Here is a 12,054-nt window from a genome sequence, read left to right as displayed (position 1 = left end):
GGGCAGCCGCTCAGCGCCGCTCGCTGAGCGCGTGGGCGATGGTGCCCAGATCGACGTATTCGAGTTCGCTGCCGACGGGCACGCCGCGCGCCAGCCGGGTCACGCGGATGCCGCGTGGCTTGAGCGCCTCGGCGATCACATGGGCCGTGACCTCGCCCTCGGCGTTGAAGTTGGTCGCGACGATGACCTCCTCGACCGCCACGCCCGAACCGGCGCCCTCGCCGTCCCAGACCCGCTCGATCAGCTCGGGCAGTCCGATGGCATGGGCGCCGATGCCGTCCAGCGGACTCAGCCGCCCCATCAACACGAAGTAGAGGCCGCGGTAGCTGCCGGTGCGCTCAAGCGCCGCCTGATCGGCCGGCGTCTCGACCACGCAGAGCTGGCGCGCGTCGCGGCTCGGGTCCAGGCAGGTCGTGCAGACCGGCTGTTCGGTGAAGGTGTGGCAGCGCGCGCAGTGGCGCACCTGCGCCACCGCCGTCTGCAAGGCATGCGCGATCTGCTGAGCCGCCGGTCGGTCGTGCTGCAGCAGGTGGTAGGCCATGCGCTGGGCCGACTTGGCGCCCACGCCGGGCAGGCGCTTGAGCGCCTCGACCAGCGCGCCCATCGCGTCGACCGGGACAGGGCCCTGCGTCATGCCGGCAAGCCGATCAGAACGGGAACTTCATGCCCGGGGGCATGGGCATGCCGGCGGTCAGCTTGCCCATCTTTTCCTGGCTGACCGACTCGGCGCGGCGCACCGCGTCGTTGAAGGCGGCGGCGACCAGGTCCTCCAGCATGTCCTTGTCATCGGCCAGCAAGCTGGGGTCGATGGCGATGCGCTTGACGTCGTGCTTGCAGGTCATGACCACCTTGACCAGGCCGGCACCGGACTGGCCCTCGACCTCGACCAGGGCCAGTTCGTCCTGGGCCTTCTTGAGGTTGTCCTGCATGGCCTGGGCCTGTTTCATCAGGCCGGCGAGTTGTCCTTTGAGCATCGTGTGTCCTCTTTTGGAAAGCGGTGGGAGTCAGGGAAAAACAGGAAAGAAACCGTGAAAACGTTGGTGGCGACCGGGCCAAGTCGGGCTGCTGCCGGGGCGATCAGCGCGGCCGGATCGAGCCCGGCACGATGCGCGCCGACGGGTAGGCCGCCAGCAGCTGGCGCACCACCGGGTCGGCGTGGATCAGGTCCTCGGCCTCGGCCTGGCGCAAGGCCTTCGCGGCGCTGTCCCGGCGTGCGGCGCTGTCGATCGCGACGCCGGCCTCGACCTCCAGGCGCTGAGGCCGATCAAACAGCGTGGCCAAGGCGGCCTGCAGGCGCTCGCGATGGCTGGCCTGGCGCAACGATTCCCGTTCGACCTTGAGGCGCCAGACCGTCTGCCCATCGACCTCGTCGCAGCCGGTGCACTGGGCCTGCCAAGCGAGTTCACGCACCAGACCGGCGACGGCGCCGCGCTCGAACAGCGCATCCATGGCCTGCATCCAGCGGTCCTGCGCAGGCGTGCGATCGAAGGTGATCTGGGCGACGCGCTTGGGCTGCGGATCTGCATCGCGGGGGGCTTCCGACGGCGACGCGGCCACGGCCGGTCGCGCCGGCTCGCGCATCGCTGGGCCAAGCGCTGGACCCACCGCGTCGTCCGCCGGCTCCTCGCGCACCCAGCTGGGCTCAGTCACTTCCTCCCAGGGCGGTGCGTCATCGGCGACCTGGGGACGTGCGGGCTGAGCGGCCGTGCGAGCCGCCGGAACGATGGGCGCTGGGGTAGGCGCTGCGGTTTGCGCTGTGGCGGGCGCCATGGCCGGCGCTGTGTCGGGAGCCAGTCCCGGCGCCGCCTGCGCGGCCGGTGCCGGTGCCGATGCGGTTGCCGATGGCGGCAGTGCGACTGCGAGCGGCGCAACGGGTGCGGTTGACGCCACCGGGGCTGCACGGAACTCGGTGGTCGGACGCAGCAACTCGCGGCGGGCGACCGGCGCCTCGGTGCGCACGGCGCTGGTCGTGCTGGCGACCGGCTTGTGCGGGGTCGACGGCGATGTCGGCGTCACAGCGCCCTTCCCCGCCGGACGGAAGGCCAGCAGGCGCAGCAAGACCATCGTCAGGCCGCTGTACTCATCGGGTGCCAGCGCCAGTTCGGCGCGGCCATGCAAGGTGATGCTGTAGAGCAGTTGCAGCTCGTCGGCCGACAGCAGCGGCAGGAGCGCCTGCAAGGTCGCGGCGTCCGGGTCGGCCGGATCGAGCGCCTGCGGCACCGCCTGGATCACGGCCAGGCGCTGGGCCAGGTCGGAGAGTTCCTCCAGCAGACCGGCGGCCGACAAGCCCAGGCCGCGCAGCCGCTCGACCGCGTCGACCAGGCCGGCGCCGTCCGATGCCCCCAGCGCCTGGACGATGCGCACGGCGTGGGTGCGATCGACGGCGCCCAGCATCTGTCGCACCGCCGCCTCGGCCAGTTCGCCGCCGGCATAGGCGATGGCCTGGTCGGTCAGCGACAGCGCATCACGCATGGAGCCGTGGGCCGCCCGCGCGATCAGGCGCAGCGCGGTGTCCTCAAAGGGCACCTGCTCGGCGCCGAGCACGGCCTGCAGGTGTTCAGCAACGGTTTCGCCAGCCATCGGCCGCAGGTTGAACTGCAGGCAGCGGCTCAGCACGGTGACCGGCACCTTCTGCGGATCGGTCGTGGCGAGCACGAACTTGAGGTACTCCGGCGGCTCTTCGAGCGTCTTCAGCATCGCGTTGAAGGCGGTCGTCGAGAGCATGTGCACCTCGTCGATCATGTAGACCTTGTAGCGGCCGACCACCGGCTTGTAGACCGCCTGGTCGAGCAGCTGGCTGATCTCGTCGACGCCCCGGTTGGAGGCCGCATCCAGTTCGACGTAGTCCACATGCCGGCCGGCATCGATGTCGCGGCAGGCGCTGCAGACGCCGCAGGGCGTGGCGGTGATGCCGCCGTTGCCGTCGGGCCCGGTGCAGTTCAGGCTCTTGGCGAGGATGCGCGATACCGTGGTCTTGCCCACGCCGCGGGTGCCGGTGAACAGGTAGGCATGGTGCAGCCGCTGCTGCGTCAGCGCATTGGTCAGCGCCTGCACGACGTGGCCCTGGCCGACCATCTCCGAGAAGGTGCGCGGGCGGTACTTGCGGGCCAGGACGACGTAGGACATGGGCGGCGATTCTAGGGGTCATGCCACGCCCGCCCGGACGGGCCGGGCCATCGGCTGGCCGATAATCCGGCGCATGAATTACGCACCGACGAACGGCCACGCCGACGCTACCCAGCCCCCTCCATCGACCACGACCCCGACCACGCTCAGCTACGACCAGGCCGGCGTGAACTACGACCTGATCGACCCCCTCAAGATCGCCGCGCAACGTGCGGCGGCGTCCACCGCGAGCCAGCTCGCGCACCACGGCTTCAGCGAGATCCTGGCCTCGCGTGGTGAATCGGCCTATGTCGTCGACGTCGGCCCCTTCTACCTGGCCTCGATCGTCGAATGCCTCGGCACCAAGACCCTGGTGGCCGACGAGATGGCCCGCCTGACCGGCGTCAGCCGCTACGACGCGATCGCGCAGGACACCATCGCCATGGCGATCAACGACCTGATCACCGTTGGCGCCACGCCGCTGGTGGTGCAGGCCTACTGGGCCGCCGGCGGCTCGGACTGGTTCGGCGACGCGCAGCGCTCGCAGGCCCTGGTGGCCGGCTGGAAGAGTGCCTGCGAGACCTGCCAGGTCGCCTGGGGCGGCGGCGAGACGCCCGCGCTGGCCGGCATCGTCGAGAGCGGCCGGGTCGACCTCGCCGCCTCCTGCACCGGCCTGGTCAACCCGAAGCAGCGCCTGTCCCTGGGCGACAAGCTCGGCGCGGGCGACGCCATCGTGCTGCTGGCCTCCAGCGGCATCCATGCCAACGGCCTGAGCCTGGCACGCAAGCTGGTCGAGCGCCTGCCGCAGGGCTACCTGACCGAGGTCGCGCCGGGCCTGAGCTATGGCGATGCGCTGCTGGCCCCGACCACGCTGTACTCGCCCGTCACCGAGGCCCTGTGGAAGGCCGGCATCACGCCGCACTACTGCGCCAACGTGACCGGCCACGGCTGGCGCAAGCTGCTGCGTCACCCGGCCGAGCTGAGCTACCGCATCCACACGCTGCCCAGCGTGCCGCCGGTGCTGACGTTCATCCAGCAACAAGCCCGCCAGGACGACCGCGAGGCCTACAGCACGCTCAACATGGGCGCGGGCTTCGCGCTCTACGTGGCCGCCGAGGACGCGCAGCGCTGCGTCGAGATCTCGCGAGCCCAGGGCATCGAGGCCTGGGTGGCCGGCACGGTCGAGGCGGGCCCCAAGTGCCTGGACATCGAGCCGCTGGGCATCCGCTGGGGTGGCGAAGACCTGCAGCTGCGTTGAGTCGAACCGGCCGGATCGCCACACCGTGATCCCCTGGCTGCCCGAAGACGAGCCGGTGGACGCCGGGCCGGACGCGTTGATCTGGCCCTTCCCGCCGACGGCTGCCGCGCTTGGCCCCGAGACCGATGCGCCGGGATTGCTCTGTGCCGGCGGTCGCCTGAGCGTCGCCCGCCTGATGCTGGCCTACCGACAGGGCATCTTCCCCTGGTACAGCATCGGCCAGCCGGTGCTGTGGTGGACGACCGATCCGCGCATGGTCCTGCCGGTGGCTGAGTTCCGGCTGCACCGCTCGCTGCGCAAGACCCTGCAGCGCTTTCTGGCGACCCCCGGCTGCGAGATCCGCGTCGACAGCGCGTTCGAGGCGGTCCTGCGCCACTGCAGCGGCACGCCACGCGCGGGCCAGTCGGGCACCTGGATCGTCGACGAGGTGCGCGCCGCCTACCTGAGGCTGCACCGGGCCGGTCGGGCCCATGCCTTCGAGACCTGGATCGACGGCGAACTGGTCGGCGGGCTCTATGGCGTCAACATCGGCCGGATGTTCTACGGCGAATCGATGTTCGCCCACCGAACCGACGCCTCGAAGTTCGCGCTGGCCGCATTGGTGGCCTTCTGTCGCGCCCAAGGCATCGCCTGGATCGATTGCCAGCAGGAGACCGCGCACCTGGCTTCGATGGGTGCCCGGCCGGTGCCACGTGCGCGCTTTGAACGCCATCTGGTCGAGGTGGTCGACCTGCCCATGCCAAAAACTTGGTCCTATGATCCGGCGAACTGGTCGCAGCTGGCGCTGCGCACCGATCCCCCAGGTTCCGATCCGCCGACATCCGAGGCCGCGTGACGCACCCGACCGACCTGCCCCTGGCCCAGCTGCAGTTCTACGCCACCGCGCCCTACCCCTGCAGCTACCTGAGTGAGCGCATGGCCCGCTCGCAGGTCGCCACGCCGTCGCACCTGATCAATGCCGACACGTATTCGGGCCTGGTCGCCGCCGGCTTCCGGCGCAGCGGCATGTTCACCTACCGGCCCTATTGCGACGGCTGCCAGCGCTGCGTCCCCTTGCGCATCCCCGTGGCCGACTTCGCGCCGCGCCGGGCCCAGCGGCGGGCCTGGAAGCAGCACGGCAACCTGGTCTCGCGGGTCATGCGGCTGGGCTTTGTGCCGGAGCACTACGCGCTCTACCTGCGCTACCAGAACGATCGCCACGCCGGCGGTGGCATGGATCAGGACTCGATCGACCAGTACACCCAGTTCCTGCTGCAAAGCCGCGTCAACTCGCGCCTGGTCGAGTTCCGCCTGCCGAGCAGCGAGGACGGCCGGCCCGGCGAACTCAAGATGGTGTCGATCCTCGACGTGCTCAACGACGGCCTGTCAGCCGTCTACACCTTCTACGCGCCCGAGGACCGGGCCAGCTACGGCACCTACAACGTGATGTGGCAGATCGCCCAGGCGCGTGAGCTGCGCCTGCCCCACGTTTACCTGGGCTACTGGATCGAAGCCAGCCGCAAGATGGCCTACAAGGCCCAGTTCAACCCGCACGAACGCCTGGTCGACGGCCAGTGGCAGCGCCACGTCGGCCTGGACGCTGTCGGCGACTGAGCCGGGCCTCAGGCCCGCACGAACAGCGTTCGCAACGGCACCTGGCCCAGCTGGCGGCTGCAATGGCCATGCACCTTGGCATCGAAGGTGGCGCCCGCCGGCAGCACGTCGGCCGAATAGAAGTGGTCGCCGGGCAGGAAGACGCGGGTGCTGCCGTCCTGCAGGCCGATCTCCATGGCCCCGCCGATCACGAACAGCCACTGGGGCTCGCCGGTGCAGTGAAAGTCGCTGCGAAAGCCCACCGGGCTCTCGCGCAACTGGAAGCCACCGCTGGCCATCAGGGCCGACAGCCGCGCCTGCGGCTTGCCCTGGTCCAGCGGGATCTGCGCCTCTTCCCAGCAGGCGCGGCCGTCGGCACCGGTGACGAGGCGGACCTGGGTGAAATAAAGGGTGTGGTCAAGCGTGTCGGACATGGTCTCTCCTGGCCAAAAACGGCGCGGACCATAGCACGCAGCCCCGCCGTGACAGCGCCAGAATCGGCCCGATCCCTCCTTCGATCCGGCCTCTCAGCCCAACACCCAAAGACCGACACCATGAGCGAGATTTCCTCACCCACCGATGCTGCCCCGGGCCGCATCGCCCTCGTCACCGGCGCCGGCAGCGGCATCGGCAAGGCCTGTGCGCAGGCGCTGCTGCACGAGGGCTGGACCGTCGTGTACGCCGGCCGCACATCGGCCACGCTGTCGGCCGCGATTGCCCAGGCCGACGCCAGCCAGGCGGGCTGCGGTGAGCGCGCCTGGTCGCATGGGGTCGACGTTGGCGACGAGGCCTCGGTCGCCGCACTGTTCGCGGCCATCCGGGACCGCCACGGGCGGCTCGACCTGCTGTTCAACAACGCCGGCATCTTTCCGCCTGGCGGCACGCCGGACGTGATGGACGGCGCGGCCTGGCGGCGCTCGGTCGACACCAACCTCAACGGCGCCTTCTACTGCCTGTCGGCGGCCTTCGCGCTGATGCGCGCGCAGTCGCCACAGGGCGGTCGGATCATCAACAACGGCTCGATCTCGGCCCATGCGCCACGCCCCAACTCGATCGCCTACACGACCACCAAACACGCGATCACCGGCCTGACCAAGGCGGCGTCGCTGGACGGCCGGGCCTTCAACATCGCGGTCGGCCAGATCGACATCGGCAACGTCGCCAGCGAGATGACCGAGCGCATGGCCGCCGGCATCCTGCAGGCCGACGGCAGCATCCGCCCGGAAGCCCGCATGGACATGTCGGCCGTGACCGAGACCTTCATGGCCATGGCTCGCCTGCCGCTGTCGGCCAATGTGCTGTTCACCACCGTGATGGCCACGCGCATGCCCTTTGTCGGGCGCGGTTGACGACCTCGGCGCGCCTGTCGACGTGCATCCGGGTTTTCCCGATGCACCAAGCACAGGCGCCGGGCGCGCCGCGCTGGTGCGCCCGGCGGACGCCGCCCACGTCCGCGGCGCTTCTTCCCTCTGAGCGCGTCCCCTGAGGCCGGCTGGCACGGCTCCTGCAATACCTCCTTCAAGCCCCGGTGCAATGGCGTACCGGTGGCAACAGGCATCGGACAAAGGCGTCCGACCCGTTCCCAGCGACGACGTCGCGGGTGCGTGGTCGAGACGCCTTTTCCTTTTTTGGCATCGCCCCCCCTTTCCATTTCCAGCCCTTCCACTCGTCGGAGATCGAACATGTTCAAGCCCGAAGGACTCATCAGCGCAGGTCGCCGCCGCTTCATCCAGGAGACGACCGCGGTGTCCGCCGCCGTGGTGGCGGGCTCGGCCCTGTCGACCCATGCCTGGGCGGCCGGCTCCGACGCCCCGGAGAAGAAGGAAGTGCGCATCGGCTTCATCCCGCTGACCGACTGCGCCTCGGTGGTGATGGCCTCGCTGATGAAGTTCGACGAGAAGCACGGCATCAAGATCATCCCGAGCAAGGAATCGTCCTGGGCCGCCGTGCGCGACAAGCTGGTCAACGGCGAACTCGACGCGGCCCACTCGCTCTACGGCCTGATCTACGGCGTGCACCTGGGCATCAGCGGGCCAAAAAAGGACATGGCTGTCCTGATGACGCTCAACCACAACGGCCAGGCGATCACGCTGTCGAAGAAGCTGGCCGACAAGGGTGCGGTCGACGGCGCCGGGCTGGCCAAGCTGATGAAGGCCGAGCCGCGTGAATACACCTTCGCGCAGACCTTCCCGACCGGCACGCACGCGATGTGGCTGTACTACTGGATGGCGGCCAACGGCATCAACCCGATGCAGGACGCCAAGGTCATCACCGTGCCGCCGCCGCAGATGGTGGCCAACATGCGCGTGGGCAACATGGACGGCTACTGCGTGGGCGAGCCGTGGAACCACCGCGCGATCGCCGACGGCATCGGCATCACCGCGATCACCACGCAGGACATCTGGCGCGACCACCCCGAGAAGGTGCTCGGCACCACCGCCGAGTTCGTGCAGAAGAACCCGAACACGGCACGCGCCATGGTCATGGCCATTCTCGAGGCCAGCCGCTGGATCGACACCGGCCTGCAGAACAAGATGAAGATGGCCGAGGCGATCGCCGAGAAGTCCTTCGTCAACACCACCGTCGACGTCATCAACCAGCGCATCCTGGGCCGCTACCAGAACGGCCTGGGCAAGACCTGGGACGACCCGAACCACATGAAGTTCTTCAACGACGGCGCTGTCAACTACCCCTACCTGTCCGACGGCATGTGGTTCCTGACCCAGCATCGCCGCTGGGGCCTGCTCAAGGCCGACATCGACTACCTGGGTGTCGCCAAGGCCATCAACCAGACGGCGATCTACAAGGAAGCGGCTACCCAGCTGAAGATCAACCTGCCAAAAAGCGACATGCGCAGCAGCAAGATGGTCGACGGCGTGACCTGGGATGGCAAGGACCCAGGCAAGTACGCCAGCGGCTTCAAGATCAAGGTCGCCTGAGCGGTCGCCCCCTGACCACGCCGCCCGATCCCGCACCCCAGACACGCACAGGAGCGACCTCGATGAGCGCAAGCACGCTGGCCATCTCCGGCCTCACGCCTCCCGCAGCCCCGCCACAGTCCGGCCCGGCCCACCCGGTGTCCTCACCGCCCCTGGCCGTGGTCGCGGCCCACCCGGCTGCGGCGGACCTGGCCGAGGCCGTCGCCCTCTCCCAGGGCGACACGGCAGCGCGCGAACAGACCGCCGCGCTGCTGCGGGCACAACGCCGGGTGCTGCTGACCAAGGTCGTCGCACCCGTGCTGGGCTTGCTGCTGATGCTGCTGGTCTGGCAGTTGGTGGCGCAGACCGGCGACAAGCAACTGCCCGGCCCGATCGCCACCTGGGACGCCGCCGTCAAGCTGTTCGCCGACCCTTTCTACGTCAAGGGCCCGAACGACCAGGGCATCGGCTGGAACGTGCTGTCCTCGCTGCAGCGGGTGGCCCTGGGCTTTGGCCTGGCCGCGCTGGTGGGCATCCCGCTGGGCTTCGCGATCGGCCGCTTCAGCTTCCTCAACCAGATGCTCGATCCGATCATCAGCCTGCTGCGCCCGGTCTCGCCGCTGGCCTGGCTGCCGATCGGCCTGATGGTCTTCAAGGCCGCCAATCCGGCGGCCATCTGGACCATCTTCATCTGCTCGATCTGGCCGATGGTGATCAACACGGCGGTCGGGGTGCGGCAGGTGCCGCAGGACTACCTCAACGTCGCCCGGGTGCTCAACCTCAGCGAGTGGACGATCCTGCGCAAGATCCTCTTTCCCGCCGTGCTGCCCTACATGCTGACCGGCGTGCGACTGGCCGTCGGCACCGCCTGGCTGGTGATCGTTGCCGCCGAGATGCTGACCGGCGGTCAGGGCATCGGCTTCTGGCTGTGGGACGAGTGGAACAACCTCAACGTCGCCCACATCCTGATCGCCATCTTCGTGATCGGTGGCGTCGGCCTGCTGCTGGAAGCCCTGCTGGTGGCCTTCGCCCGCCGCTTCGAGTACCGCTGATCCGACCGAGCCCCACGACACGTCGCCACGCCTTCAAGGACCCGAGATGACCGCCTCCGTGAACCAGAGCCGCTTCCTGAGCATCAGCCAGGTCGGCATGACCTTCCCGACCCGCAAGGGCCCCTTCGTGGCGCTGCGCGACATCAACCTCGACGTCGCCCGCGGCGAGTTCATCGCGTTGATCGGCCATTCCGGCTGCGGCAAGTCCACGCTGCTGAACCTCGTGGCCGGTCTGACGACGCCGACCAGCGGCGTGCTGCTGCTTGACGGCCGCGAGCTGCGTGGCCCCGGCCCGGACCGCGCGGTGGTGTTCCAGAACCACTCGCTGCTGCCCTGGCTGACCTGCCTGGACAACGTGCTGCTGGCCGTCGAACGGGTCTTCGGCGCGACCGAGAAGAAGGCCCAGTTGCGCGAGCGCGCCCGCGCCGCCTTGAACCTGGTCGGCCTGACCCATGCCAGCGACAAGCGGCCCGGCGAGATCTCCGGCGGCATGAAGCAGCGTGTGGGCATCGCCCGGGCGCTGGCGATGGAGCCCAAGATGCTGCTGATGGACGAGCCCTTCGGCGCGCTCGATGCCCTGACCCGCGCCAAGCTGCAGGACGAGCTGATGAAGATCGTCGCTGCGACCGGCTCCACCGTGATGATGGTGACGCACGACGTCGACGAGGCGGTGCTGCTGTCCGACCGCATCGTGATGCTGACCAACGGCCCGGCCGCCACGATCGGCGAGGTGCTCAATGTGCCGCTGCCGCCGGTGCGCGAAGCCGCCCGCAACCGCCTGGAGATGGCCCACGACGCCCGCTACCTGCAGGCGCGCGAGTCGGTGCTGGAGTTCCTGTACGCCAAGCAGGCCCACGTCGAGGCGCACGCGGCATGACACGCGACGATCTTCCGGCACCACGGCCGCGCCTCGTCCTCGTCGGCAACGGCATGGCCGGCATGCGCACGCTGGAGGAACTGCTGAAGATCGCACCCGAGCGCTACGACATCACCGTGTTCGGCGCCGAACCGCATCCGAACTACAACCGCATCATGCTCAGCCCCGTGCTGGCCGGCGAACAGACGATCGAGCAGATCGTGCTCCACCCACTGGACTGGTACGCGCGCCACGGCATCACGCTGCACCTGGACCGCAAGGTCGAGCGCATCGACCGTGTTCGACGGGTCGTGGTGGCCGATGACGGCAGCGAGGCGCCGTATGAGCGGCTGCTGATCGCCACCGGCTCCACACCCTTCATGCCGCCCATCCCCGGCCGTGCGCTAGACGGCGTGCTGGCCTGGCGCAACATCGCCGACACGCAGGCCATGATCGAGGCGGCGCGAACGCGCCACCATGCCGTCGTCATCGGCGGTGGCGTGCTGGGGCTGGAAGCCGCCAACGGCCTGAGCCAGCGCGGCATGTCGGTCAGCGTGGTCCACCTCGCCGCCTGGCCGATGGACCGCCAGCTCGATGCCGCTGCGGGTGCGCTGCTGCAGGCCGAACTGGAACGGCGTGGCCTGCGCTTCGAGCTGGGCGCGCAGACCGAGGCCCTGCTGGGCGATGAACAGGGCCGCGTGCGTGCCGTGCGTTTCCAGGACGGCCGCGAGATCCCCGCCGACTTGGTCGTGATGGCCGCCGGCATCCGTCCGAACACGGCCCTGGCCGAAGCCGCCGGCCTGCGCTGCGAGCGCGGCATCGTCGTGCACGACACGCTGCAGAGCGTGACCGACCCGCGCATCTACGCGGTTGGCGAATGTGCCGCCCACCGCGGCATCGCCTACGGGCTGGTCGCGCCGGTGTTCGAACAAGGCCGCGTCTGCGCCACCCACCTGGCCGAGTCCGGCATCGGCCGCTATGTGGGCAGCCAGGTCAGCACGCAGCTCAAGGTCAGCGGCATCGCACTGTATTCGGCCGGCAACTTCACCGGCGGTGACGACCATGAAGAGATCGTGCTGAAAGACCCCGCAGCAGGCGTCTACCGCAAGCTGGTGCTGCACCGGGACAAGCTGGTCGGTGCCTGCCTGTATGGCGACACCTCCGAAGGCGCCTGGTATCTGCAGCTGATCCGCGAAGGCCGCGACGTGCGCGGCATCCGCCACGCGCTGATGTTCGGTGCGGCCGCCCTGGCGTCCTGATCGAACGTTCGACCCACCTTCCGCCCGACCGCAT

The 12,054-nt window shown here is 69.3% G+C and carries 11 protein-coding genes and 1 pseudogene; 8 read left to right on the top strand and 4 right to left on the bottom strand.

Going from position 1 to position 12,054, the window contains the following annotated elements; translation table 11 throughout:
- Positions 1–10: 10 nt before the first annotated feature.
- From recR to dnaX, 3 genes are all read right to left on the bottom strand, one after another.
- Positions 11–634, bottom strand: coding sequence for a recombination mediator RecR (recR, locus tag EV685_RS05900; RefSeq protein WP_130481093.1), 624 nt, complete (start codon positions 632–634; stop codon positions 11–13).
- A gap of 13 nt (positions 635–647) precedes the next feature.
- Positions 648–974, bottom strand: coding sequence for a YbaB/EbfC family nucleoid-associated protein (locus EV685_RS05895; RefSeq protein WP_130481092.1), 327 nt, complete (start codon positions 972–974; stop codon positions 648–650).
- A 103-nt stretch (positions 975–1,077) separates the two neighbouring features.
- Positions 1,078–3,126 (bottom strand): DNA polymerase III subunit gamma/tau, encoded by a 2,049-nt coding sequence (gene dnaX, locus EV685_RS05890; protein ID WP_130481091.1) that lies wholly within the window; start codon positions 3,124–3,126, stop codon positions 1,078–1,080.
- Positions 3,127–3,199: 73 nt separating this feature from the next.
- Between dnaX and EV685_RS05885 the strand changes: the two genes are divergently transcribed.
- Genes EV685_RS05885 through EV685_RS05875 form a run of 3 tightly spaced genes read left to right on the top strand, consistent with a single transcriptional unit; the run spans position 3,200 to position 5,956 of the window.
- A complete protein-coding gene (locus tag EV685_RS05885; RefSeq protein WP_130481090.1) occupies positions 3,200–4,363 on the top strand; it encodes an AIR synthase-related protein in 1,164 nt (387 codons plus the stop codon).
- Positions 4,364–4,388: 25 nt separating this feature from the next.
- A complete protein-coding gene (gene aat, locus EV685_RS05880) occupies positions 4,389–5,198 on the top strand; it encodes a leucyl/phenylalanyl-tRNA--protein transferase (protein ID WP_130481089.1) in 810 nt (269 codons plus the stop codon).
- Positions 5,195–5,956, top strand: coding sequence for an arginyltransferase (locus EV685_RS05875; protein WP_130481088.1), 762 nt, complete (start codon positions 5,195–5,197; stop codon positions 5,954–5,956). Before aat ends, EV685_RS05875 begins: the two co-directional genes overlap by 4 nt.
- An 8-nt stretch (positions 5,957–5,964) precedes the next feature.
- Here EV685_RS05875 and EV685_RS05870 read toward each other — a convergent pair whose 3' ends face one another.
- Positions 5,965–6,369 (bottom strand): cupin domain-containing protein, encoded by a 405-nt coding sequence (locus EV685_RS05870; RefSeq protein ID WP_130481087.1) that lies wholly within the window; start codon positions 6,367–6,369, stop codon positions 5,965–5,967.
- A gap of 120 nt (positions 6,370–6,489) precedes the next feature.
- Here EV685_RS05870 and EV685_RS05865 point away from each other — a divergent pair, with 120 nt between their 5' ends.
- From EV685_RS05865 to EV685_RS05845, 5 genes and pseudogenes are all read left to right on the top strand, one after another.
- Positions 6,490–7,284 (top strand): SDR family oxidoreductase, encoded by a 795-nt coding sequence (locus EV685_RS05865; RefSeq protein ID WP_130481086.1) that lies wholly within the window; start codon positions 6,490–6,492, stop codon positions 7,282–7,284.
- Positions 7,285–7,617: 333 nt separating this feature from the next.
- On the top strand, positions 7,618–8,874 hold the full coding sequence (locus EV685_RS05860) for a CmpA/NrtA family ABC transporter substrate-binding protein (protein WP_130481085.1): 1,257 nt from the start codon (positions 7,618–7,620) through the stop codon (positions 8,872–8,874).
- Between the two features lie 62 nt (positions 8,875–8,936).
- Positions 8,937–9,905, top strand: a complete 969-nt coding sequence (ntrB, locus tag EV685_RS05855) for a nitrate ABC transporter permease (protein WP_130481084.1) — start codon at positions 8,937–8,939, stop codon at positions 9,903–9,905.
- A gap of 46 nt (positions 9,906–9,951) precedes the next feature.
- Positions 9,952–10,782: an ABC transporter ATP-binding protein gene (locus EV685_RS05850; protein WP_207224773.1), complete on the top strand. Its 831-nt coding sequence runs from the start codon at positions 9,952–9,954 to the stop codon at positions 10,780–10,782.
- Positions 10,779–12,011 (top strand): annotated as a pseudogene (locus tag EV685_RS05845) (NAD(P)/FAD-dependent oxidoreductase); the annotation flags it as partial. The gene EV685_RS05850 and the pseudogene EV685_RS05845, both read left to right, overlap by 4 nt.
- Positions 12,012–12,054: the final 43 nt, after the last annotated feature.

The sequence above is a fragment of the Sphaerotilus mobilis genome (assembly GCF_004216565.1).
GTDB lineage: Bacteria > Pseudomonadota > Gammaproteobacteria > Burkholderiales > Burkholderiaceae_C > Sphaerotilus > Sphaerotilus mobilis.
Note: the sequence above shows the minus strand (reverse complement) of the source record. Positions and strands in the feature narration are given on the sequence as shown.

Excerpts from the sequence above, each read along its gene's own strand:
- recR (WP_130481093.1), bottom strand. The coding sequence starts at position 634 with ATGACGCAGGGCCCTGTCCCGGTCGACGCGATGGGCGCGCTGGTCGAG.
- EV685_RS05895 (WP_130481092.1), bottom strand. The coding sequence starts at position 974 with ATGCTCAAAGGACAACTCGCCGGCCTGATGAAACAGGCCCAGGCCATG.
- dnaX (WP_130481091.1), bottom strand. The coding sequence starts at position 3,126 with ATGTCCTACGTCGTCCTGGCCCGCAAGTACCGCCCGCGCACCTTCTCG.
- EV685_RS05885 (WP_130481090.1), top strand. The coding sequence starts at position 3,200 with ATGAATTACGCACCGACGAACGGCCACGCCGACGCTACCCAGCCCCCT.
- EV685_RS05870 (WP_130481087.1), bottom strand. The coding sequence starts at position 6,369 with ATGTCCGACACGCTTGACCACACCCTTTATTTCACCCAGGTCCGCCTC.
- EV685_RS05865 (WP_130481086.1), top strand. The coding sequence starts at position 6,490 with ATGAGCGAGATTTCCTCACCCACCGATGCTGCCCCGGGCCGCATCGCC.
- EV685_RS05860 (WP_130481085.1), top strand. The coding sequence starts at position 7,618 with ATGTTCAAGCCCGAAGGACTCATCAGCGCAGGTCGCCGCCGCTTCATC.
- ntrB (WP_130481084.1), top strand. The coding sequence starts at position 8,937 with ATGAGCGCAAGCACGCTGGCCATCTCCGGCCTCACGCCTCCCGCAGCC.
- EV685_RS05850 (WP_207224773.1), top strand. The coding sequence starts at position 9,952 with ATGACCGCCTCCGTGAACCAGAGCCGCTTCCTGAGCATCAGCCAGGTC.